The following is a 23,680-nucleotide window of genomic DNA, read 5'->3' on the forward strand; positions in this document are numbered from 1 at the left end:
ACCGGGATTGAACAAAAAAATTTGTTGTACCCTTTTGCTATTATTTAAATTCCTTATTTCGATATTTTAAACAGAAAAGAGAATTACCTTCTTATCCAGATTCACCGGATACTAACATCTATAAAATATCCTATTCTTATACTCTAATACAATGAATCCCCTAAAAACGGAGCTGGAAAAAGATGCCCGTCACGGCAAATACGAATTGCCATGGGATATGAAAATTGTTCTGCTCTGGACTGCCCTTTGTATCGTAAGTATCTATACGCCTGTGATTAACCAGTCATTTCTCCGGTTAATTCTTGCAATTCCGTTCATCCTGTTCATTCCAGGATATGTGCTGATGGCAGCATTATTTCCGGATTCTGCGGATATTGATACAATTGAGCGGATTGTATTTTCCATTGGTACCAGTATCGTTCTTACTCCGTTAATTGGTCTTTGCCTGAATTTTACTTCGTGGGGAATACGATTGGATCCCCTCATCATTTCCCTCACTGCGGTAATCGTAGTACTTGTTGTCATCGCAGAAATCCGTCGCACCCGAACATCTCCAGAATCGCGGTATACAATTCCCCTACCGGAAATCCGGCAGACCGTGCAGAATGAATGGGCCTTACGGAATGGATCCAAGAGAGAGCGAATCCTGTTTTATGCAAGTATTTTTGCAATCGGACTGGTAGTTCTTTCAGCAGCTCTTGTTATTACCCTTCCAAAACCCGGTGAAAAATTCACAGAGTTTTTCATTTTAGGAGAAAACCGGACTGCTGATTCTTACCCACGCGTCATCATTCCGGATATTTCGTATCCGATGTATGTCGGCATCGGTAACCACGAGTTCCGGACAGTAAACTACTCGGTAGAAATATATCTCGTTCCCAAACAGGTAAATGAAACGACGATTGCACCATTGCAGCCCGCAACGCTCCTTGTAAAGACGTATTCCGTTACGCTCAGTCATAATGAGACCTCGGTTATTCCTTTTGATCTTATCGCCCCGGACAATAATTATAACCGTGTGGATTTTCTGCTCTTCGATGAGACAGCCCCAAGTCAGAATATTAAAGGATCCAACCGGGTCAACGCGAGCTATCGCAACCTTCACCTCGGGTTTAATATCCCTTCCCCGTTCACAGAATTTTTTATTCTGGGAGAAAATCAGACCGCAAATGCATATCCTAGAGCAATAAACACCAAAATCCCGCATTCGGTCAATATCAGTGTCAGAAATCATGAATTACGGACCGTAAATTATACCGTTGAGACATATCTTGTACCAAAACTGGTGAATGCGTGGCATGTATCACCCTCCCAATCAGGAATTCTGCCTCTGAAGACTTACACGATCATTCTTAATAATAACGAAACCTCGATTATCCCTGTGGATTTTTCTGTTTTGAATGATGGGAATTACCGGATGGATTTCCTGCTTTTCAAAGAAACAAAGGTCGGGCAGGATATTACCGGATCCAACCGGGTTAATGCAAGCTATCGCAACCTTCACCTGGATTTTAACGTGACTTCTCAGTTAGCCTTGAAAAATACCACAGCGATCTGGTAATTCCGATGACCAAACTAAATATTAATTTTGCATGCCATGTCAGTCCCCAAAATGATCTTGTGTGGTTTATTGATGAGTACTTACAATTCTGATCAATTTCCGGATACAAAGACCCTCCAAGACGCCGTATACAATACAAGCCAAAAAAAGATGAGATCCCTTGATTTATTTCTCTCCACGATTGCATCTTATGAAGAATCGTGTTTCGTGATGCACATCTTTTTACAATCATTCTGGGGATTACCCGTACTGACAAGTAAGAAAATTATCAGAACGATCTGCCCCTATCATTGTGTATCCCCATGAATACCTGCACGATCAATCCAGAAATGAAGAACTCTTCCCTCACGCTAATCGCACTTCAGCTGGTATCTGTGCTTTGTGCAGGGGTATTGCTCTTTACCTCACGATCCTATCCGATTGCCTTAGTACCTGCTATACTACTCCTAGGTATGGCGGTATTCCTCGCAGGATATTCCCGCTACAGACTCTTCAGTATCCTCCTTATCGGGATATTTACCGCCCTCATCCTTTCATTGCGGTTTGACTTTCTCACTTGGGGAGATCCATGGTTTGAATATGAAATGATTCAACGGATCCTTACCTATCAGTCCATTACTCCATCAGTAACATATGGTAGCTATCAGTCACAACTTCCGGTAATCCACGTCATCATAACAACAATATCCCTTTTTTCCGGAATGCATCCCCTGGATTTGCTGAAATATTCCATCCCCCCGCTTTCAGTTATAGGATTATATGCGGTCTACCGGTTTACAAAAGATATCTCATCTGCAGAGACTGCCTTTTTTGCCGGGCTCCTCCTGCTCTGCGGCACACCGTATCTTCACTGGACTACGCAGGGGGTGCGCGAGACAATTGGAATAGCATTGTTCGTTCTGGCTCTCTACGTATCCTTTATTGCAATAAAGTCTCATAAAACGGGTTACCTCCTCGTCTCTCTACTAATGGTTGGCGGGCTGGTTCTTGCCCATGATTTATCCTCAGTGATTTTTCTCATCGTTTGGATCGCAATGTCCCTGACATTCCTCTACCTGATGTGCGATATGGACCGGCTGCGTACGACCAGCCAGTTCTCACTTCTTATCGCATCGACCGCGGTCATATTTATGGCTGTGTGGGGGAGTATGAGATCGGTCTATGGGTATTCTCAATTCAGCAGTTTGATGAACACCAGTTTTCATTCAGATTACGGTATCCCCCTCTTTCTTGTGAGTCTTCTCATTATTTACCTGATACCATTGAAATTTGCAGATAAAATCCTGTTGTTACGTACAACCGTTCAAAAAATTCTTCTCCGGAAAAATTTACTTTATGCCGTTTTTATATCTGGGACGATAGTGAGCAGTATTGTTGTGCTCTGGTTCATATTGGGCAAATCCACCTTTGTTCTCAGTTATCCACTGCCAATGATGTTCAATGGTGGCTGTATGATTCTTCTTTCGCTTATCGGACTGTATTATTTTCTTGAGATTGACCGTATTCATATTCTTGCATGGATTGCTTTACTCGCACTGATCCTCGTTGTATCGATGAGCCATATCGTGCCATTTTTTGATCCACTCCGATTCATGGAATTTATCTATATCCCTCTTGCCATCATTGCTGCGTTTGGGATAACACGGATAGCGAAAGTGCCTTGGATCTCAAAACTGTTACCGCTTGGTCTTGCTGTATTTGTTGTCATAAGTATTGTAACGTCATTTCCCTCAATTGTTTTCTTGGGAAAATCCTTTGAACCGGGAAACCCGCTATCTGATACACGGAGCTGGGTGATTCAGCACCAGCCTTCAGAAATCTCCGCAATCAACTGGCTGAATGATTCCCGTGCGAACGGGGTCGTTGAGACCGATGCCTATGTGGGGTATGCCGCACGGGGGCTTATCTTTACAGGTTCCCCAACAATTCAGAGCACATTCCCTTTCATGAGGGACAATGGGTATCTGCAAAGTACAGATCCCAATACGCAACAGCACTATCTGCTTATTCTCTCAAGAATGATGGAATATTCAGAATTTGGAAGTCAATGGCAGCAGAAAAAGGAGCCGTTGAATGATGCGGATCTTTCGATGATAAACAAGGAATGCAATATCCTGTATACCAATGGTAATGCTAAAGTGTATTCATATTTCAGCAACTTAACTAGTCAAGACTACTTTGTAAAAGTCAAGGGTAATATCGTCCCTTAACTGAATAAATTATATCGTTATCTCGTTTTTTCGGTGGTATTAAGAGTAATCAATCCTTAGTCAGCTACTGTAATGTTTCGTCCTTCAATAAAAAATATTGTTCGTCTTGCAATCGGAATAATCCTGGTAATTTTATTGTTATTTTTTGTATCTCCGTCTGCTGTAATCCAGTCACTGCGATCTGCGAATCCCTATTTTTTGATATGCGCAGTCATTGTCTATGCGTTTGCATTCTTTCTCCTTACCCTCCGCTGGCGACTGATTGTTGCACATATGGGCGAAAATATTCCGTTTGGTGAGGCATACCAGGCATTCGCCGGAGGTGTGATGTACTCTGACTTCACACCCGGGCGGATAGGAGATTTTACCCGGGCAATTCTTGTAAAAGAGAGGATTGGCATCCACAAGGGAACTATCTCGGTTTTTATTGACCGTTACATTGACATTATTGTCCTGACATGTCTGGGAATCGCTGCTCTGGTCGTCTATTCTTCGCGGTTTGCATCCATTCTGCCTCTGTTTGCCTTAATGATTCTCCTGATCGTTTTCGTTGGTGTCACAGCAGTGTTCCTCCAGAATTCCTGGATATTTTCCTTAATGAAAAAAATTCCGTATTTTAATATTCCGGAATTCACATCACATCTCCAGGATGCCCTTCTGGAATTACGGGACGGGAAAAAAGTGATTGCTGAGGGGATTGCCCTCACCGTATTTGTTTGGGTTACCCATGCCATTCGCATTATACTGATATCGATGGGTCTTGGGTACATACTCCCCCTGCCAGATTTATTCCTTATACTTCCCCTGATAAGCGCGCTTTCGCTCATCCCGGTAACAATCGCCGGTCTTGGGCTGGTGGAGGGGGGATTGATGGCGGTTATTGCCGGGTATGGAGTTCCCTTGTCCGCCGCTCTATCAATTGCTATAATAGACCGGGGTCTTACCATGCTCTTTCACTTTGCAGTAGGGGGACGGTATGCGGTGAAAAATATTCTGCAATAACAGGGAAATATAGGTAGTGATTATGCCGGGCTGTTTTTTGCCATCACAATTATAAGTCCGTTATCATAATAGGAATTGCCTGAAGCCAGTGTCTGGTATTTTTTGAAGTCGATACTTACAAAGGAATGCTGCCCGAATGTCTGTCCTGTTCTTTTAATCATACCTGTTTTTATCAATGTGCGATCGAAAAACAGGTACGAATTGTCTGGCATCGTGTTAATGCCCATTTCTCCGTTGTCATCGATCGGTACCGGTAAAATACTCTGTTTTTTATTTTGAAAAAAAGAAATCCGCCAATCTGCAAATGCTACATCCTGGCTTGTCTTATATAATTTATGATAGGTAACGGAATTTTCCGCAAACGGACTGGTTTCGAAACCGTTGATGGTACTTGCCAAAGAGAAAAAGGACATGATAGTAACAAGTATGAAGATACAACAAATCTTTATTGCACGGTTTCCTGTAGGATCGGAATTATATAGCCAGAGTATACCAAACGCTCCCAAAAAAACCAGGCTAGAAATCTGGAGGAAGGGGTATAATCGATCCGGAAGCAAGAACATGATAGTGAAGAGTAAACCTATTCCCAGTAAGACCGATACGAGAATCCCGTTTATAATGGCAATGCTCCCCAGCCATGTCTGTTTTTTAATGCATGAACAAAAACCCATTGTCGATATCAGGATTAGCAGGGATGCGCCTAGTGTATTTGTAAATATTGTGATGAGTGAAAGTTTGTCGTATCCTGTTGGGGTATTCATGGGTAGGGGAGTGATGGGGGCAGGTGTAGCTGGAATAGAAATTGCCGGAACTGGTGTAGCTGGAATAGAAATTGCCGGAACTGGTGTAGCTGGAATAGAAATTGCCGGTGTAGGTGAGGTGAATAACTCACTAAAATAAGGGGGAAAATAGGATGACACCATCTGCACCGGAGTCTGATTTCCGGCACTAGCCATAAGTGATGCAGCAATTAACAATAATATTACAAAACTCACAAAAAAGTATTTACTTGGCAAAGAACTGTCTTTTTTTTGCAGCAGTTGCACAATATCAAAAATTAACAATGAACCCGCTGTGACAAACACAATAAGTGCCGTGAGGTGATGCGAGAAGACCAATGCCACAGCACTGATTGCAAAGAGTACGTAAAATGCAGGTTTCTGAGATCGATAGGTAAAGAGCAATAGAGTGAAGCAAATAAGTGCAAATCCAAAATTATATGCCTGATGTTCGGGGTGCTCACCATACATCAGGTAATAATCAAGACACGTGAACAAGAGGGCGGCAACGAGCCCAAACTGAAAATTCACAAACCGTTTTCCGATGAGAAAGACAAACAAAATACCAACTGCGATTATAAAACTGCCGACCAAGAGATAGACAGACAGGGGATTATACCCGGTTATTATCGCAATTGATGATGCAAAAATATGATGGATGGAAAAAATGTTATACATCGAGCTCGAATTGTCTGCAAGATACCCAGTATCGAGAATTGACATGACAAAAGCATTGAAATGAACACTGAAGTCCGGCAGTGAGATCCCGTGGATGAAAATCAGGTGATTGGCAAAAACAACATTTATTGATAACAATACTGCTTTTAGTAAAATCCAATAACCTTGAATTTGCGTGCGGTAACTTAAAATTTCAACTATCAAAATACCTGCACAGACTGAAATACACAGATAATATGCCACCGTTTTTGTATATTCTCCAAAAAAAAGCGAGAGAAGACTCGCTGAATAAAATATTAAAAAAAGAATTGAGGATATCCTTCCATTGATTTGAATACTATTGTTTTCTTCCTTTTTGAGAGGGCCTGTTTCACATTTATCTGGTGTCAGTCGGTTTTTGTTCTTGAAAATTAAAAACAGGACTAGTCCAATGTTCGCAAAAATTACTGAAAACAAAATGCTAAAATACTGCAATTTTATGGTGAAAACCAGAAGTAAAAGGAGCAATAGCCATACCAGATAGATGAGTATGTCAGAGTTCGCTATTTTTGTATAGATCATTTCAAGAGTCATATTTTTCATATACAGATTTCACACATATCCCAAACTAAAATATTTTCATGGCCATACAACTTTATTAATATCTTTATCATTCTGATTAATCACTGTTACGTCTCGAAATCGTTCGCCATCAAATCTAAATACCGATGTGAGCACATTATCCAATTGTGATACTGACAGAATTTTATGGTGAATTATTCCAACGCATTAATTGAATTTTCACCGTTACTTACTACCCTTATACTGAAGGGATTGCATTCCGGGAATTTTGATAATGATGCCGAACCCTGCCAGCGCCACCAATCCGAGAAGCAGGTTGCTTTCTGGACCATTGTAGGGCGCCATGATATTTCCCATACCCGTGCCAGCACAGACTAGTGAGTATAAACCGAGTATACAGAGAAACAACAGCCCCACAGATAATAACGGCGCCCTCCATCTCCGATTAAATGAAGTCAACGAGTCCGGGTAGCTGTCGCTGTACCACTCGCAGAGCAGCACGATAATTAAAAAAAGGAAGATCCACTCATACGGGGTTGTGATCTCCTGCCAGAAATATGTTTCAAAAAAATTCGCGTAATGGATTGGCTGGAATGGCCCCGTCAACGGGAAAGACCATGTCACTGGCACATGCCACATCTCATCCATTATCTGATGAAGCAAGAGCATGCACGCTACCGCAATGCCAAGCAGCGTGTGCCAGAAACGAAGTAGGATAAGTGCAATGATAAACGCGATTACGACAATAATGAAGGAATGGAAGATAGTTGTGCCGCTGTCCAGTGTATGAGGGAGAAGGATATACCCCAGCGGCTTATCAATGAGGTCTGGCAGGATCGCACCAGCGATGCAGACCGGGATGAAACGGGAATCTCCAATGATCCGTGCGAGTACTAATCCGAGCACGGCACCGGCAAAGATATGAGCGAAGATCAACATGGAGGTCCTGTATTTACTATGTGTAGAGTGCCACAATTAATGTCCGTTTTGTTGACAGAGTTTTTGTCCGCTTTGGATAAGTTTACGGTCTTTGTTGAAATTGATTTCGTTGTGATAGACTGAAGCCGGAGTCATCCAGCCTAGGATCTCCTGCTTGCGCCAATTATTGTATTGATGGTCGAAGTTCCAGAGTTCACTCATGAAATGGCTGTTCGAACGAAACTCTTTGAGAGCTATAAGTTCTTGGTAGAGAGTCTTGTGATAACGTTCAATTTTGCCGCGACCTTTTAGGTTGTATGGTCGGCCGAAGATCAACTTGATTCCGTGTTTCTGTGCTTCATCTTTGAAAACTTTGGCGACAAACTGTTTTCCATTATCTAGATAAATTTCACGCGGGATTCTTCCGTTGCGGAGAGCCCAGCGGAGAGCATTGACCAATGAGGCTGCATCTTTGTGAAGATAGACCTTGCTCTTAACCCGATAGCGTGAGCCGTCATCAGTAAAACCGGTGACATAGACCTTGCCGACTCCCCGGATACGAAACTGAAAATTATCACCCTGCCACATGCTGTCAACGTGTCGACGTTGGAATCGCTTCCCAGCGGGTTGGGGTTTAGCTTTAACACGAATGAGAAGCCCGTGTCGTTTGAGGATTCGATGAACGGTTCGCTAGGAACATGGGAGATTAAACTGGTGCTTAATACGACGGGCACCCCATGCAGGATATTTCTCTTTGAGTCGGATAATTCGGCGTTCCAACGACAGGGATATTGCATGAGGAGACCGTTTCGGCCCGGTCTTTTTTGGCCGTAATCCATTCTCTTGGTCATGACTGTGAGCCTTTGCCCATCGTCTCACGGTCCTTTCGGAGATGTTATCCGTCTTTCCGATCTCCTTTGCACTTCGTATCCTTTCTTCATAGAATACGATTGCTTTTATCCTAATCTCCATTTTCGCTTTCACCCTCAAGCACCCGTCCGGTGCTCTTGAAAGCCGACATAAATACTGTCACTAAATTAGGACAGAAACTCTGGCACTCTACAGTGAGATGGTGAAACCTTCAAATAATACTAAACAAAGATTAATAAGAATTATTTTGGAATCATACGCTTTGGGATTTTAATTAAATATGGATTTGATATTAATGAAAAATGTCCTTATAATAACATATTTTTTCCCCCCGGATGTAGAGGTTGGAGCGGTTAGACCTTATGGATTTACCAAATACCTTCCATTATTTGGATGGAATCCAATTATTCTAACATCTTCCTACAATAATCCATCGGATAGTGATCTGCAAATTTTTTACACTCCAAAGTCAGATATTGTCAATTTTTTTTTAAAATTTCTCGGTTTCAATAGTTATGTAAATTTCGAAAATTCCATAACTCGCCACAAATCAATGAATATAAATTTTGTTATTATAAATTTTTTTAAAATAATTGTAAGTGTAATATGTTATCCAGATCCTCAAAAATATTGGTTAAATAATGCAACAGCGATGGGGGATAATATTTGTAATAAGTATAAAATTGATGTTATAATGAGTACCTCACCACCTGAAACGTGTCACTTAGTTGCAAATAGATTAGTAAAAAAACATAATCTGTTTTGGATAGTAGATTTTCGTGATCTTTGGACTCAGAATCATTACTACCCCTACTCCCAGTTTCGAAAAGTTTTTGAAAGAAAATTAGAGATTAAAACATTAAATGGAGCAGATGTTATCACAACCGTTTCGCAGCCATTGGCAGACAAATTATCCACATTACATAAAAACAAGCCTGTTTATTCCATCCCAAATGGATTTGATCCGGACATGATGAATCCAGGGACTGTCATTGACCCTAAATTTCGAATAGTTTATACAGGAAAACTTTATGATGGAAAACGAGATCCTGTATTATTATTTCTCGCAGTTTCTTCACTATGCCATGAATGTAAGATTGAGCGTCAGAATGTCCAGATTGATTTTTATGGGCACCGCGAAAAATGGCTCCAAACAGAAGTAGAAAGATACCACCTCCAGGACACCGTCACCTTCCATGGACACGTCCCACGGGAGATTGCAATCGATGAGCAACGAAAGGCTCAGATCCTCCTCCACCTTACATGGAACAACCTTGCTGAGAAAGGAGTATACACCGGAAAATTATTTGACTACCTTGCCGCCCGCCGCCCCATTCTCTCCATGGGCTTAACCGACGGGGGTGTCGTGAAGGAGCTCCTTGACCAGACGCAAGCCGGCGTGCATGTATCAAATGAGGAAGAACTAAAAAAGTATTTAATGAAGGCATACCGGGAATATAAAGAAACTGGTTTAGTGCAATATCAGGGCATCGATGCTGAGGTCATGAAGTATAGTCATAAGGAGATGGCGAGGAAGTTGGTGGAAGTGCTAGAGGGGGTTACAGGCAATTCGAAAAAATGAACTATTAATGGCAGAAAAATTTTCAACATCCCTTATTTTCCCAAAACACCGAATACCATGTTTCTAGCACATAACACCGTAACAAAAATGCAAACGAGTGTCGTTTGAACAGATCTTTTTCACCCATCGCTGAAAAATGAACACCGCATTGTGAAAGAAACGCCTCTTTTTTAAGAGTCCCTATAAAATGTTTTTTGAGTCGGCCTTTAAACCAGAACTCTTCAGGAATCGGCCAACCTAATTTATCTTTTCGCCAGCAAACACTAACTGGCAGGTGCGGGTCAAAAGCCTTTCTTGCAATAAATTTTGTCCATCCACCATGTATCTTATATGTTGCAGGAACCATTGCTAAAAATTCCACGAGCCGGTAATCCATGAACGGCATGCGAGTCTCTATGGAAAATGCCATCGATCCACGATCCGCCCAATGAAACAATGTTTCCAAAGACCGATCCAGATCATTGCACAGTTTCTGGTTGAGAGGAACAAAATTAAATTGTATATCCATGAAACCAAGAGAGGTTAATGTGGCTTTCTCTCCAATAAGATGTCGTGATATGTTTAAAAGCGAACCGATGACTAAATATTGTAAAGCCCCAGGGATGTGCCGATACAAGAGGATCTCCTGAACTAACGTGGAAAAAGGTACATTGGCAAAATAATACACAAGGTCACCCAAATATCCCGCTAGTTGTTCATCCGCTCCTTGACCATCCAGAGTAACAGTAACTCCACACGCTTTTGTAAGTTTATAAGTATGCCAACTGGACATCAGGGTATTTGTTGCTGGAGTATCAAGGTAGTACACAAACTTTCGATGTTCTTCGATAACATCTTCTATCCGTGGCTCGATCTGATTTGATTTTACATCAAGAGTTTCAGCAATTTCGTCAATAAAACCGCTCTCATCACAATGCTCGCTGCCACGTGTTTTGTAGATGCTGGAAAATGTTTCTTGTTTTTCCTCTTTGCTCTGCGCTTTGAGTTGTTGAGTAATGAGATAAACCACAGAAGAGCTATCCAACCCCCCGGATAACGCGGAACCGACTTTTACATCGGCCCTCAGCCGTAGTCTGACGGCATCGTCAAGCAGGCCGTAATATTGTCTGGTATATTCCTGGGCTTTTTCTTCATTATAGGGTTCGTTGGAGAGGTTCGGTTTGATACTCCAGAACTTGGTCTCTCTAATGGGTTGAAATATCTTTTCAATGCAACATTGCACAAAACAGGCGTTATCAAACCGGTAGATATCCTTGAATGCTGTTTCTTTTAGGTGCTCTTTGGATCCTTCTTTGATATAACTCGTACAATAATCTATATTTGGCTCCCTTGTTACTGCAGGATGTTTGATTAAAGCCTTAATCTCAGAAGCAAAAATAAAATTCTCACGATCTTGGAAGTAGTACAGTGGCTTAATTCCAAAGCGATCGCGTGAAATAAATAATTGTTCTTCTTTTTTGTCGTACAGTACGAAAGCCCACATCCCATTAAAGCAGTTCAGACACTCAGTTCCCCAAGCATCATAACTCGCCATAATCACTTCGGTATCTGAATGAGAGCGGAACTTGTAGCCGAGTTTTTCCAATTCTTCACGCAATTCGATGTGATTATACACTTCGCCATTATAAGTGATCCAGTAGCGATCAAGATAACTCATCGGCTGGTGACCATGCGGGCTTATGTCAATGATTGACAGCCTTCGGTGACCAAACGCAATGTTGTTTGGACTGTCAGTAAAAACGCATTTTGGGAGTGGGGTATCGTTCTCATGTGATCCTCCGATGAGGTATCCCTCATCATCCGGACCGCGATGGATAATGCTGTCGTTCATCGATTTGATGATCGAAGTCTTAATTTTGTTTTTTGATACTATGCCCACTATACCGCACATCTAAATAAACTCCAAATTTATCATTTTTATAGTCACGATTTACAGAATGTCATCCGCCCTAACTTATAGTTAACAGGGGTTTTTACACAATCATTATCATATATTATACGATAATATCATAATAGTTGAGCGGATATCTATTCCCGAAGTACCACTATCCGAAATCAAAACTGAAGATAGGTTCATTTCATTTACTTCTGATGTCGTAATTCTCGCGAGTGGAACAATTCTTGCCCAAATTTTGACTATTCTTACAGCGCCGTTCATTACACGGTTGTTTGGGCCAGAAGCTTTTGGTGTATGGGCGATATTTGGATCAATTGTCAGCATAATCGTGGTAATTACCTGTATGAGATATGAACTATCAATTGTTCTTCCAAAATCTGATGATGATGCAGCTAATCTCTTTGCAGTGTGTATCATGTTTACGCTAATAGTAAGTGCTATCACAATTCCAATCGTTTTCTTTTTTGGAACTGAAATTGCCAGTTTATTAAATGTGCCTCAACTTGCCCCTCACCTTTGGTTTCTCCCTCTTTCCGTATTTATTGGGGGTGTATCTTTACCCGTTTACTATTGGAATGCCCGAATAAAAGATTTTAAGCGTGCATCAGTTGCACAAATTGTCGGTTCTGTATCAACAACAGGTACACAACTAGGGTCTGGGATTGTCGGTTATGGAACTGCGGGAATATTGATCCTCGCGGGAATTTTTGGGCAATTTATCTCAATACTATATGTGGGGATTTCGATTCTAAAGCATGATTTCCGGGTATTTAGAGATGCCATTCATGTTAAAAAAATGGTAGAGGGAATAAAACGCTATAAACAATTCCCATTAGTCGATTCAATATCAGCTTTGATGAACACAACATCAACGTCACTTCCAATAATTTTACTGGCAGTATTTTATTCACCAGTTATTGCCGGATTTTACTCACTTTCGATCGCGGTAATTCAGGTTCCATTCTTTCTGGTTGGAAATGCAATATCCCAGGCATTTTTCCCTCATGGGACTGATGCACATCGAGAAGAAAAGTTATTCATTATTGTCGAGGATTTATTTAAAATCCTGTTAATTGTTATTGCATTTCCATTATTGACTATCATGATAATCGGGGGTGATTTTTTTGGGGTAGTCTTTGGGAATAGTTGGGTGGAAGCAGGAATTTTTGCACAAATACTGTGTATTTTTTTCCTGATCAATTTTGTCACAAATCCAATGACTTTGATATATATAATCTTAGAGAAACAGGTTTTTGGATTGTATTTCAATATTATCAACTTTTTAACCCGACTTACCGTACTCCTCATCGGTGGACTTTTTTTCAATGTTTATATAGCCTTAATTCTCTTTGCATTAGCCGGTATTTTCGTATATCTTTTTGTTTTGATACAATTAATGAAATACGCTAAGGTACGATGGAAAAACATCGTCCAGCAGCTAATTTCTGTGTTACTTATGTTCTTTCCCGCAGGGGTGTTGCTCATTATGTTACAAGTGTATATAAGAAATCCGTATGTCACTGTATTAACCGCCAGCGTATTCGTTGTGATTTATTATCTCTATATTTTAAAAACGGATAAACAGGTACAGAATATTTTGATGGGGTGCAAATTCTGATAATAAATTTGATGTAAAATGGTAGTTATTGTGGAAATGATAAAAACGATAACTAAATAAAATTATAAAAAAGAGATCGGAGTATCCAATGGACAACGGAACCGGGATTTTTAGTATAAAAAAAGGTTCTTCTCCCAAAATAGGATGTTCAGAATTTTTTTTAGTTTGGGATATGTGTAAAATCGGTATATGAAAAATATGACTCTTGAAAAGATCTATACAAAATTAGCGAACCTTGACATACGCATCTATCTAATGTGGCTATTGCTACTTTTACTTCTGGTTTTAACCATAAAATTGCAATATTTTAGTATTTTGTTTCCAATAATCTTTGCAAACATTGGAATAGTCCTATTTTTAATATTTAAGAGAAAAAACAAACCGAATACTGAATGTGAAACGGACCATCTCAACGGAGTGGGAGATAATAGTATTCAAATCAGTGGAATGATTCCGGTAGTATCCACAATCCTTTTTTTAATAATTTATTCAGCGAGTCTTCTCTCTCTGTTTCAGGGAGAGTATACAAAAACTGTGGCGTATTATCTGTGTATTTCTCTTTGTGCCGGCATTTTAATAGTTGAAATTTTAAGTTACCGCACGCAAATTCAGGGATATTGGATTTTACTAAAAGCGGTATTGTTATCCATAAATATTGTTTTTGCCAATCACCTGATTTTCATCCAAGGTATATCACTGCCGGACTTCAGTCTTCATTTCAATGTTTTTTTTATGTCAATTCTCAATACGGGGCATCTCTCAAGTTATCCACTCGGGCTATATGGTCTTTTTCCTATACACCATATTTTTGCATCAACTATTGCGATATTTACAGGGTATAATCCCCTGTCTATCTATCTCTTATTCGGCAGTTTTTTAATCGCGATCGGAGTTTTGTTTGTCTTTCTCATCGGAAAACGGTTTGTGAATTTCCAGTTTGGTCTTGTCGCCGCCCTCTTGTTCACGTGTCTTGATTATTACCTGATGTATGGTGAGCACCCCGAACACCAGGCATATAATTATGGATTTGCACTCATTTGTTTTACGTTAATCATATATACCTATCGTTTCCAGAAACCTGCCTTTTACATACTTTTTACAATAAGTGCTTTTGCATTGGTTTTCACGCATTATTTCACAGCTGCTATTGTGTTTGTCACAGTGTGTTCATTGATATTTTTTGATATTGTTCATGTTCATTTGCTGCAAAAGAAAGACCGTTCTTTGCCAAGTAAATACATTCTTGTCATTTTAGCATTATTCTTATTTATTGCAGTATCACTTTTGGCTAGTGCCATGAATAAGACACCGGTGCAGTTGGTTTCATTCTATATCTCCCCTTATTTCAAGGATATATATTTATTAAAAGAAACGCTCTTCACCTCTTCCGTCCCGGTAATTTCAATTCCGTCTACACCCGTCCCTATCACCTCACCCCCATATGTCCCCCCAACGGGATACGATAAACTATCCCTCAACATTTTATTTGAAAATACGCTGGGGTCATCCCTGCTAGTGCTGGTATCTATACTAGGTTTCTGTTCATACATAAAAAAACGATTCTGGTTTGGGGATGTTACCATCCTCAATGGAATCCTCCTATCAGTCTTATTGGGATTGGGTATTCTCTTCTCCTACGTGTTTTTACTCCCGGATCGCTTATACCCTCTTCTCCAGATTTTTTGTCTGGTATTTTTGGGAGCCGCAGGGATACTCTGGTTGTATAATGTGAATCCTTCCCGGAAAAAGACCTTCATTATCGGATGTATTTGTATTCTTGTCGTGACAATGTCCTTTTTCTCTCTCGCCAGTATCATCAACGGGTTTGAGACAAGTCCTTTTGTGGGAGATACAATCGCATATGAGAAATTGTATACAACGAGCCAAGATGTGTCATTTGGGGAGTGGCAGACTACCTTCGTACCGGTCAATTCATACCTGGTTTTTGATCGTACAGTCATTAAAACCGGCATCCTTAAAAGCGGGAATAAATTCGGGCAGCATACCTTTACAAAAATCAATTCCGGACAATTAATATATGAGAAATCAAATTCATCATACTATGATAACGGACTCATCATCATGATGCATAATAACCCGTAAAAAAATCTATTTTCCAGATTACCGGTGAATTTTTTTCTTTTCCTTCTGATGGATCATTCAGTTGAATAGGGAGAGCCGGTTACCCGGTCCCCCCCTTATAAGAACCGTGCATGCGATTTTTACCGCACACGGCTCAAGCACGTCACAACCCGAGTTCAGGATTACATAACAGAAAATGATCTATCAAAAGAAATAACGGAGTAGTTAATCTCAAATACTTTATCCCGGCTCACCACAACTATTGTTTCATCACTTGGATTTTTATAGGTAATCGTATCTTGAGTCACATCTATCGGGGCAATCCCATAGTAGGGACCAATCAGAGTATAGTTTGTTTTTTTATGCGCATTTATCATTGCTGAGAGTGCCGATGTATCGAGCGTTGCTGCGTTATAATAACGAGTATAACCATAGTCAAAGGGGGGTCCGAATAACTTATTTCTTACCCCTTGATAGGTCGAATAAAATGGGAGTGCCCCCAATTCATATTCATTAGGTAGATTATCCTTGAATGATTTTGTATTAAAATAGATATAATCGCATTTTGATAATGTATCGATATGTTCTTTCATTGTATTATCAATTCGTTCCAAGACGTTTCCGGACACCACCCAATTATAGAAAAGTCCTTGGTTTACGAAGATTCCCAGAACAATAATAAGTATCGCGAGTGACTTTATGTTTGTAAATCTCATGATTTGCATGAGTACACAGACTAATAAAAGAGCAAAACCGATATCCATAAGATAAAAATCTCGTGTTTCTACAAGAACTCCTCCTCTTAAAAAATATGGTACGAAAAAAACAACAATTAATGTAATTGCGACATATATCAGTTTTATATTAACCTTTTTACTGACGAGTAAAGTTTTCAGATACTTGTAAATTATGGACAGAAGAACTATGTTAATGATGCACAGAAAAACAATTAACGCAATCCCCATTTGTGCATAGCCATATGCTGAATTGATGAGATTATACACAAAAACATAGCCTGTAATTATCAGAGATTTGAGAGGAACCATAATCATTCCCAGACTATACGTACCGAATCCTCGTTCAATATCTGTCCAGCCAAATCCGAACCATTTTGTGAATCTGATTACCAAATACAGGATTAATGGTACAACAAAGTAAAATGATTTTTTCCAGTCTTTTCCAATCAAATAATCATACAATAGAAGAAAGGCGGGGATAGCTATTCCCACTTCATATGAGAGTAAGGCTAGAAAATAGACAAAAAGAGATAAATTTAGATAATATTTTTTTTCTTTGTTCAGATAAAGGTGTATTGTTAAAATATAGGCTATATAAGCAAATCCAAAAGAAACGGTTGCCCATGGATAAATTTCATCTTTATTGAAAAGGGTACAAAAAACCATAGCTCCAATGAACGGGTAGAATTCATTTTCAAATCCAAAATCTCTGAAAATTCTTTTAAAGATAAAATATATGATAATAAGTGCAATTGTAGTGGTTATGAATGCCAACAGATGAAACAGAAGAACATTATCAGCTATATGTTGCCCAAATGCAAATAGCGTATAGGAAATAGGTCGTTGGGAATGTGAAAGGGCTTTAGAAATGGGGAGTAATTGTCCTGGATAGACTAACAATGCCCAATCGTCGCTATTATATTTTAGATTAAAGAGAAATATATTATTGCAGACGAAATTTGTTATTATTAAAATAATAATTGAAACCCTATCTGGAGATGAATTTACCCAATCGATAAAAGTGCGTTTGATACCCAACATCAGTATATCCATATAAATTAAATATTAAATAAGATTACTCCTGCAATAATCAGCGCTGTGGTGCCAATTTTTATTAAAGTCACTTTCTCCTCTCAAAAAAACAATGGAAAAGATTATTGCAACCACAAAACCCAGCGACGCAATTGCATAAAACACTTTCAATGGAACTTCCTTTAATGCAATCACAGAGATCACCGTAACGAGAAGAAGCAGCCCATATGTAAAAAGAGTGTGCAGATTCAGGTACGCATCGAGAACTGAATCTCTTCGTTTTCCTTGAGGAGCTGATCCAATCTTCAGCAGCACCTGACTGATCCCGGTAAATATCACCGCAATAAAAACAAGAACAAGCGAGAAGATCATGCAGCATCTCCTATTTCATGTGACAGCACAGCAATCCCCACAGAGATAAGAACCAAACCCATGATATTTGCCAGAGTAACTCCCTCTTGGAACAGTATCGCCGAAGATAAGAGAACAACAAAATTGACCCGCCCCATAAACGGATACGCCACAGACAAGGGAAAATGTCTCAGCGCCTGCTGCCACACAATTGCCTGGAGAAAAAGGCACCCAAGAGAGAGGATATAGAATGCATTGGTTACTATTCCGATAAGTGAGGGGGCTGGTAGCGAGAGTGCGGCATATTTTATGAGGGTATTTTCATTTTACCCCGCAATTCACAAAAGGATGCTTTTTTATCTAAACCACATTTTTTAACATTTACTCCTCAAATAATAACAAATGAACTTTTTCAATATCAAGACTATCCTATCAAATCCGCATTTATACAGCGCAACAATGAGATTACTGGGTAGTGACCAGATAACCCGGATGTTTGTTGAAACCTATGTCCAACCCAAATCCGGTGATCATGTATTGGATATCGGCTGTGGCCCTGCCGACATCCTTAATTTTCTTCCGGATGTCAAATTTTGTGGGTTTGATATTGACGCGGGATACATCGATGCAGCGCGAAAAAATTTTGGAAACCGGGGCACATTTGTATGTAAACCGGTAAGCAAAAATGCTCTTGACGAGAATTCCCGGTTTGATCTGATTCTGGCAAAAGGTGTGTTACATCACCTCAATGATATTGAAGCAACAGATATGTTTGAACTCGCCCAAACACATCTGAACAAAGGTGGACGGATGATCACGTTCGACGGGTGTTATGTTCCCGGTCAAAGCTATTTTGCAAAAAAATTCCTTGCCATGGACCGTGGCAAATATGTCCGGACAAAAGAGGCTTATATGAAATTTGCCTATCATTCTTTCTCGAATGTCATCCCAACCATCCGTCATGATCTATTAAGAATCCCCTACACGATTCTCATCATGGAATGTACACAATGAGGAAGCATTTCCCATAAAAAAATGGTTCATATACAAAAAATAAGAATACCAAAAACAATAATCCCAATCGCAATTTTTTTTCGGCATGTCAAAGGCTCATGAAGAATAAAATATGAAAGAATAACTACGACAATTATATTCATCGAAATGAAAAGGGGGAAGAATAGTTTAAGCGGCATTTCTTGTAATACAACTACAGAAATGATGGTAACTACCAATAACAGGCAATATCCGGATAATGTATAACGGTTCAAATAGGGTTTGAGATATTCCGGGAAGCAATAACTCTTCTTTTCTGATATTGCCCCATATTTTAATAAAATCTGGCAGATTCCGGATAACATTACTGCAACACCAGCCAGAATAATCGATTGTAACATCACGATTTAACCTCCACTTCACTAAAAAGAACAGTAATTCCTATCGTGATGAGCAACAGTCCAAAAATATTTGGCAGAGTAATTCCTTCCTGAAAAAAAATCGCTGATAGGATGAGGACTACATAGTTCGTAAGGCTGATACAGGGATACGCCACAGACAAGGGAAAATGCCTCAACGCCTGCTGCCACACAATTGCCTGGAGAAAAAGGCACCCAAGAGAGAGGATATAGAAGGCATTGGTCACTATTCCGATAAGTGAGGGGGCAGGCAGTGAGAGTGCGGCATATTTCCCTAAAATGCCGCTTAATGATTGGAATGCAATCGCGAGAATGATAAAAGAAAAATACCGGAAATTTTTCATATCAGAGTTCCATTTCTCCAATCACGTATTGCTGACCGTAGGAAACTTCTGTCAGAATCCGGCGGAGGTATTCTCCAATAATCGCGATTGATAATAAGATCATACCCCCAAGAAATGTGAGGGTGACCATGATGGAATTCCAGCCCATAAGACTGTTTGTGGGATCAATCAGATAACGACTTAAAATATAAATCCCATAACAAAAACTAAAAAAACTTACGATAACTCCAAAAAAACCAACAAATAGTAAGGGTAAAACGGAATAATTAATTAAAAGATTAAGAGATAATGAAAGATATTTTCTGATATCATAGTTTGATTTTCCCATCTTTCGGGAATTATGGTTTACTTCAATGTTTGCAATTTTATTCGCAGGAACACTATTTCGCACAAGTGCCGGTAAAAAAATATAAGATGATTTAATTTGGGTCATATTTTTTACGACATCTGATGAGAATATTGCAAAACTGGAAATAAATATCGTGTTGGGAATATCCAGGATGTAGTGAATAAATATCTGGAATCGATTGCTGAAAAAATTTTCAAGTCGACTATGATATTTAATATTATATTTGCCATAAACAACAGAGAAACCCTTTTGGATTTTGGAAACAAGTTTGGGGATCTCATCAGGAGGATGCTGAAGGTCATCATCCATTGTTATGATATAATCTCCAATTGCATGATTTAGTCCACAGAGTACTGCGTTATGCTGACCAAAATTTTTCTGGAGATGGATGATTTTTATTTTTGAATTTTTTGCATGTAGTTCTTTTAAAATCTTCCAGCTATTATCTCTACTACAATCATCGATTAAAATAATTTCATAATCCGGAGAAATATCTTCAAAAACGTGAATTATCTGATTGCATAAAATATTCAGTGTTGATTCACTGTTATAGATAGGAATAACAATCGAATATTTTTTCATTATACCCACGATTTATCTTTTAATTATTGATTCAAAGAACTTTCCTAAAATAAATTATCGAATCTTTTCTAAAAAGTGAATTTATACAAACATTTTAATCAAGCTAACCCAGCCATTTATGGAATGAATGTCGTGCATCATAAATTTGCCAATTTAAACGTATATATCCACGTTGAACGGGATAATTGTGACAAATGGTGGGCCCTTCGATGATATCGGTTTGTCCCTGAAATAATTTCATTCCTTCATAGGTCAATAAAGTGAACAATTTCCTTCCGTAAAAATCCGGGTGAATTGCACCGATGCTGTAATGGCTGATCCTTACTGGAATACCTTTTTCTTCATCGGTCGCTTTTTTCCAGATAGACAAACCGGCGATTCGTCCTTCAATTTCTGCTAGTACATAATAATCTGCATATCCGTGCAGGCTCGATCTCATCCATTCAATATAGAACTTGACGGCTTGTTCTTTTGAAAGATTTGGGTCGGAGCGATGGCGTCCAAAATGATCTCGAAAAGAATCTTTGGCCAGCATGACCAATTCTTGTTCATCCTCGGGTCTGGCAAATCGGATTGAAACCCCATCCGACGGTTTTTGTGAGGGAACCGTGTTAAATGGTGTTTTACGGAAATCTATAGCATAATCTAGGAGAGTATCAACAAGGAAAAATCCAGATTTTTCCAGGATATGGGTACTTGTTATATCGTCAGAATATGATCTGCTTAAGAGGAATTTATACCCGCTTTTTTTTGCCCACCTCACAGCTTTGTTCATAAGTGCGTGACCAATTTCATACTTTTCCCGATAATTGGGATCAACCACAAATTCAGTGATAGATGCTATTGGGATATTAAGGGTCTTCGAGTCCCAAGGCAGATCGCTGACGGAAATAAAACCTACAGGTTGATTGCATATTTCTGCTATGAAAGATTTGGTGTAATTGAGAGTCATCGCTTTGGCAATACGATTAATCCAGAATTGATCGATGGATTCCTCATTTCCATTCGCAATGTAACGATATGGTTTAAAAGAAGAATTTGAAAGTAATGGCTCTATCGATTTTATTTCCAGATCTGTAATTTCAAGGATTTTTATTGCGTTCATTCTGCCACCAGTTTATTCATTTTATTATCACATAAAAATTATAAAATTGAATCCAAATTAATTATATTTCGCAATCCAGACAAGTAAAATACGTTTTTTCTCTGTTAATTATTTAAATATTTACAATACACTCAATTAAAGCAGTAATAATCGGGGAGATTTCATATTCTCTCATTCCCGCATACATCGGCAACCTCAGCAACCTCCCACTCATCTCTTCCGTCACCGACAGATCCTCTTTACGGTTCCCCAGCCCCAGCCCAACCGGTGATGAATGTAACGGGATATAATGAAACACCGCGTGAATTCCCTCCCTCTTTAACTGATTCATCACACGATCTCGTGTCTGTTCATCCAGAAAGAGAACATAGAACAAGTGAGCATTGTGTTCTGCATAATCCGGAACAATCGGTAACCGGATCTTACCTGCATCTTCAAAGGATTTCAGCTCATAATAATATGCATTCCAAACATTCATTCGCATACTCTGAATATCGTCCAGTTTCTCCAGCTGGGCATAGAGAAATGCAGATAACAGATCGCTCGGCAGATAACTCGAACCGACATCCACCCAAGTATATTTATCCACTTCCCCGCGATGGAACTTGCTCCGGTTGGTCCCTTTCTCCCGGATGATTTCCGCCCGTTCGATAATCTTGGGATCATCAGAATTGATGAGAAGAGCTCCGCCCTCCCCGCACACATAGTTTTTCGTCTCGTGGAAACTATAACAACCGAAATCCCCGATCGTCCCCAGGTATTTTCCCTTGTATTTTGCATTCACTCCCTGAGCGGCATCTTCCACCACCTTGAGATCATGTTCCTGGGCAATTTCCATAATCTCATCATTAGCGCAGGAAACACCCCCGTAATGAACCAAATAGATAGCACGGGTTTTTTTGGTAATTTTCTTACGGATATCTGCGGGATCAATGTTCAGGGTATCTGTCTGAATATCCGCAAACACCGGTTTTGCTCCTGCAAGCAAAATGGGATTCACCGTTGAAGAAAATGTAAAGGACGGAACAATCACCTCGTCACCGGGTATGAGATCCAAAAGGTGGGTAGCCAGTTCAAGTGCACTTGTACATGATGTTGTCATGAGCGCTTTTCGTGCATCAAATTTTGACTGGAAAAATGCCTGCACTAGGTTGGTATATTTCCCATCGCCACTGATATGCCCGCCTTCACTCAGTGAGCTAAGCACATCTTCCATGTACCGTATTTCGTTTCCGGTAATGTAGGGACGGTTAAACGGAATATGCATTATTCATCGCCTTTCTTGATGGTGTTATTGATGGGAAAGAGCATCTGGTTTGCCTGCATCAGCGACTCAAAGGTTCCGGCATCCGTCCATTCACCCTCAATGATATCGTAAGTCATTGCAGCATGTTCCACGTACCAGTTGTTGACAGATGTGATCTCAAGTTCACCACGTTCATAGGGGACGATACTCTGGATTACATCAAACCCATGATGATCATACATATAGACACCGATTACCGCATAATCGCTTTTTGGGGTCTCCGGTTTTTCTTCGATCTGCTTGATCATTTTGTTCCGTTCATCCAGCGCTGCAACACCGAATCGTTCCGGATCTCCAACGCGCTTCAGCAGAACTTTCGCACCGGCAGGTTGTTTCTTGAAAGCATCCACATATTTCCGGATGCTATGCGTGAGGATATTATCTCCAAGAATGACGACCAGTCTGTCTCCATTTGCAAATACTTTTGCGAGAGCAAGGGCATCAGCAATTCCCCCTGCTTTCTTCTGCACCCTGAAAGTAAAATTACAGTCAAAATCTGAACCCCTCCCAAGCAGCCGGACAATTTCCCCCATGTGATCTTTTCCGGTAACAACAAGGATATCGGTAATTCCCGCAGAGAGCAATTGCCGGATGGGATTGAAGATCATCGGCTCTTTTCCCCCCGGTAACAGGTGCTTGTTCGTTACTTTAGTGAGGGGATATAACCTGGTGCCGGTACCTCCTGCGAGTATAACCCCTTTCAT

Annotated in this window: 20 protein-coding genes; 7 read left to right on the plus strand and 13 right to left on the minus strand. The window is 39.9% G+C overall.

Translation table 11 applies throughout. The features are described 5' to 3' along the window. Window positions 1-151: 151 nt before the first annotated feature. The 3 genes from WC593_03830 to WC593_03840 all read left to right on the plus strand — a co-directional run bounded on the left by WC593_03830 (window position 152) and on the right by WC593_03840 (window position 4,773). Window positions 152-1,561 carry a DUF1616 domain-containing protein gene (locus WC593_03830; protein MFA4824267.1) on the plus strand — a complete coding sequence of 470 codons (1,410 nt, stop codon included), beginning with the start codon at window positions 152-154 and terminating at the stop codon, window positions 1,559-1,561. Between the two features lie 302 nt (window positions 1,562-1,863). Then, window positions 1,864-3,771: a glycosyltransferase family 39 protein gene (locus WC593_03835; protein MFA4824268.1), complete on the plus strand. Its 1,908-nt coding sequence runs from the start codon at window positions 1,864-1,866 to the stop codon at window positions 3,769-3,771. Between the two features lie 72 nt (window positions 3,772-3,843). Further along, the gene (locus tag WC593_03840; protein MFA4824269.1) at window positions 3,844-4,773 is read left to right on the plus strand and encodes a lysylphosphatidylglycerol synthase transmembrane domain-containing protein; all 930 of its coding nucleotides are present in this window, start codon (window positions 3,844-3,846) and stop codon (window positions 4,771-4,773) included. Between the two features lie 20 nt (window positions 4,774-4,793). Here WC593_03840 and WC593_03845 read toward each other — a convergent pair whose 3' ends face one another. From WC593_03845 to WC593_03855, 3 genes are all read right to left on the minus strand, one after another. Beyond that, window positions 4,794-6,812, minus strand: coding sequence for a hypothetical protein (locus WC593_03845; GenBank protein ID MFA4824270.1), 2,019 nt, complete (start codon window positions 6,810-6,812; stop codon window positions 4,794-4,796). A 204-nt stretch (window positions 6,813-7,016) separates the two neighbouring features. Further along, entirely contained in the window at window positions 7,017-7,730 is a 714-nt protein-coding gene (locus tag WC593_03850; GenBank protein ID MFA4824271.1) for a metal-dependent hydrolase, read from the minus strand. Window positions 7,731-7,766: 36 nt separating this feature from the next. Further along, window positions 7,767-8,297: a DDE-type integrase/transposase/recombinase gene (locus WC593_03855; GenBank protein MFA4824272.1), complete on the minus strand. Its 531-nt coding sequence runs from the start codon at window positions 8,295-8,297 to the stop codon at window positions 7,767-7,769. Window positions 8,298-8,874: 577 nt separating this feature from the next. On the opposite strand from WC593_03855, the gene WC593_03860 reads away from it, so the two are divergent. Then, on the plus strand, window positions 8,875-10,161 hold the full coding sequence (locus WC593_03860; protein MFA4824273.1) for a glycosyltransferase: 1,287 nt from the start codon (window positions 8,875-8,877) through the stop codon (window positions 10,159-10,161). Window positions 10,162-10,183: 22 nt separating this feature from the next. On the opposite strand, the gene asnB is transcribed toward WC593_03860, so the two are convergent. Continuing rightward, window positions 10,184-12,052 (minus strand): asparagine synthase (glutamine-hydrolyzing), encoded by a 1,869-nt coding sequence (asnB, locus tag WC593_03865; protein MFA4824274.1) that lies wholly within the window; start codon window positions 12,050-12,052, stop codon window positions 10,184-10,186. Window positions 12,053-12,148: 96 nt separating this feature from the next. Further along, on the minus strand, window positions 12,149-12,382 hold the full coding sequence (locus tag WC593_03870) for a hypothetical protein (protein ID MFA4824275.1): 234 nt from the start codon (window positions 12,380-12,382) through the stop codon (window positions 12,149-12,151). Here WC593_03870 and WC593_03875 point away from each other — a divergent pair. Both WC593_03875 and WC593_03880 read left to right on the plus strand, forming a co-directional pair. After that, window positions 12,294-13,676 carry an oligosaccharide flippase family protein gene (locus WC593_03875; protein MFA4824276.1) on the plus strand — a complete coding sequence of 461 codons (1,383 nt, stop codon included), beginning with the start codon at window positions 12,294-12,296 and terminating at the stop codon, window positions 13,674-13,676. The genes WC593_03870 and WC593_03875 overlap by 89 nt on opposite strands. Window positions 13,677-13,865: 189 nt before the next feature. Further along, window positions 13,866-15,779 (plus strand): hypothetical protein, encoded by a 1,914-nt coding sequence (locus WC593_03880; protein MFA4824277.1) that lies wholly within the window; start codon window positions 13,866-13,868, stop codon window positions 15,777-15,779. 161 nt (window positions 15,780-15,940) lie between these two features. Here WC593_03880 and WC593_03885 read toward each other — a convergent pair whose 3' ends face one another. Continuing rightward, window positions 15,941-17,548, minus strand: coding sequence for a hypothetical protein (locus tag WC593_03885; GenBank protein MFA4824278.1), 1,608 nt, complete (start codon window positions 17,546-17,548; stop codon window positions 15,941-15,943). Window positions 17,549-17,560: 12 nt separating this feature from the next. Beyond that, window positions 17,561-17,899, minus strand: coding sequence for a hypothetical protein (locus tag WC593_03890; GenBank protein ID MFA4824279.1), 339 nt, complete (start codon window positions 17,897-17,899; stop codon window positions 17,561-17,563). Between the two features lie 381 nt (window positions 17,900-18,280). Here WC593_03890 and WC593_03895 point away from each other — a divergent pair, with 381 nt between their 5' ends. Then, window positions 18,281-18,892 carry a class I SAM-dependent methyltransferase gene (locus WC593_03895; protein MFA4824280.1) on the plus strand — a complete coding sequence of 204 codons (612 nt, stop codon included), beginning with the start codon at window positions 18,281-18,283 and terminating at the stop codon, window positions 18,890-18,892. Window positions 18,893-18,918: 26 nt separating this feature from the next. Here WC593_03895 and WC593_03900 read toward each other — a convergent pair whose 3' ends face one another. The 6 genes from WC593_03900 to WC593_03925 all read right to left on the minus strand — a co-directional run bounded on the left by WC593_03900 (window position 18,919) and on the right by WC593_03925 (window position 23,680). Further along, the gene (locus tag WC593_03900; GenBank protein ID MFA4824281.1) at window positions 18,919-19,272 is read right to left on the minus strand and encodes a hypothetical protein; all 354 of its coding nucleotides are present in this window, start codon (window positions 19,270-19,272) and stop codon (window positions 18,919-18,921) included. Next, window positions 19,272-19,634, minus strand: coding sequence for a hypothetical protein (locus WC593_03905; protein ID MFA4824282.1), 363 nt, complete (start codon window positions 19,632-19,634; stop codon window positions 19,272-19,274). Before WC593_03905 ends, WC593_03900 begins: the two co-directional genes overlap by 1 nt. Window position 19,635: 1 nt before the next feature. Further along, window positions 19,636-20,565 carry a glycosyltransferase family 2 protein gene (locus tag WC593_03910; protein MFA4824283.1) on the minus strand — a complete coding sequence of 310 codons (930 nt, stop codon included), beginning with the start codon at window positions 20,563-20,565 and terminating at the stop codon, window positions 19,636-19,638. Window positions 20,566-20,668: 103 nt separating this feature from the next. Next, window positions 20,669-21,670 (minus strand): GNAT family N-acetyltransferase, encoded by a 1,002-nt coding sequence (locus tag WC593_03915; protein MFA4824284.1) that lies wholly within the window; start codon window positions 21,668-21,670, stop codon window positions 20,669-20,671. A gap of 112 nt (window positions 21,671-21,782) precedes the next feature. Then, the gene (gene rffA / locus WC593_03920) at window positions 21,783-22,937 is read right to left on the minus strand and encodes a dTDP-4-amino-4,6-dideoxygalactose transaminase (protein ID MFA4824285.1); all 1,155 of its coding nucleotides are present in this window, start codon (window positions 22,935-22,937) and stop codon (window positions 21,783-21,785) included. Beyond that, window positions 22,937-23,680 carry a sugar phosphate nucleotidyltransferase gene (locus WC593_03925; GenBank protein ID MFA4824286.1) on the minus strand — a complete coding sequence of 248 codons (744 nt, stop codon included), beginning with the start codon at window positions 23,678-23,680 and terminating at the stop codon, window positions 22,937-22,939. The genes rffA and WC593_03925 overlap by 1 nt, the downstream gene beginning before the upstream one ends.

The organism is Methanoregula sp., assembly GCA_041645435.1.
Lineage (GTDB): Archaea > Halobacteriota > Methanomicrobia > Methanomicrobiales > Methanospirillaceae > Methanoregula.

What these genes read in the sequence shown, in the direction of transcription:
- WC593_03830 (MFA4824267.1), top strand. Translation starts at nt 152, where the DNA reads ATGAATCCCCTAAAAACGGAGCTGGAAAAAGATGCCCGTCACGGCAAA.
- WC593_03835 (MFA4824268.1), top strand. Translation starts at nt 1,864, where the DNA reads ATGAATACCTGCACGATCAATCCAGAAATGAAGAACTCTTCCCTCACG.
- WC593_03840 (MFA4824269.1), top strand. Translation starts at nt 3,844, where the DNA reads ATGTTTCGTCCTTCAATAAAAAATATTGTTCGTCTTGCAATCGGAATA.
- WC593_03845 (MFA4824270.1), bottom strand. Translation starts at nt 6,812, where the DNA reads ATGAAAAATATGACTCTTGAAATGATCTATACAAAAATAGCGAACTCT.
- WC593_03850 (MFA4824271.1), bottom strand. Translation starts at nt 7,730, where the DNA reads ATGTTGATCTTCGCTCATATCTTTGCCGGTGCCGTGCTCGGATTAGTA.
- WC593_03855 (MFA4824272.1), bottom strand. Translation starts at nt 8,297, where the DNA reads ATGTGGCAGGGTGATAATTTTCAGTTTCGTATCCGGGGAGTCGGCAAG.
- WC593_03860 (MFA4824273.1), top strand. Translation starts at nt 8,875, where the DNA reads ATGAAAAATGTCCTTATAATAACATATTTTTTCCCCCCGGATGTAGAG.
- asnB (MFA4824274.1), bottom strand. Translation starts at nt 12,052, where the DNA reads ATGTGCGGTATAGTGGGCATAGTATCAAAAAACAAAATTAAGACTTCG.
- WC593_03870 (MFA4824275.1), bottom strand. Translation starts at nt 12,382, where the DNA reads ATGCTGACAATTGATCCAAATATCGCCCATACACCAAAAGCTTCTGGC.
- WC593_03880 (MFA4824277.1), top strand. Translation starts at nt 13,866, where the DNA reads ATGAAAAATATGACTCTTGAAAAGATCTATACAAAATTAGCGAACCTT.
- WC593_03885 (MFA4824278.1), bottom strand. Translation starts at nt 17,548, where the DNA reads ATGGATATACTGATGTTGGGTATCAAACGCACTTTTATCGATTGGGTA.
- WC593_03890 (MFA4824279.1), bottom strand. Translation starts at nt 17,899, where the DNA reads ATGATCTTCTCGCTTGTTCTTGTTTTTATTGCGGTGATATTTACCGGG.
- WC593_03895 (MFA4824280.1), top strand. Translation starts at nt 18,281, where the DNA reads ATGAACTTTTTCAATATCAAGACTATCCTATCAAATCCGCATTTATAC.
- WC593_03900 (MFA4824281.1), bottom strand. Translation starts at nt 19,272, where the DNA reads ATGTTACAATCGATTATTCTGGCTGGTGTTGCAGTAATGTTATCCGGA.
- WC593_03905 (MFA4824282.1), bottom strand. Translation starts at nt 19,634, where the DNA reads ATGAAAAATTTCCGGTATTTTTCTTTTATCATTCTCGCGATTGCATTC.
- WC593_03910 (MFA4824283.1), bottom strand. Translation starts at nt 20,565, where the DNA reads ATGAAAAAATATTCGATTGTTATTCCTATCTATAACAGTGAATCAACA.
- WC593_03915 (MFA4824284.1), bottom strand. Translation starts at nt 21,670, where the DNA reads ATGAACGCAATAAAAATCCTTGAAATTACAGATCTGGAAATAAAATCG.
- rffA (MFA4824285.1), bottom strand. Translation starts at nt 22,937, where the DNA reads ATGCATATTCCGTTTAACCGTCCCTACATTACCGGAAACGAAATACGG.
- WC593_03925 (MFA4824286.1), bottom strand. Translation starts at nt 23,680, where the DNA reads ATGAAAGGGGTTATACTCGCAGGAGGTACCGGCACCAGGTTATATCCC.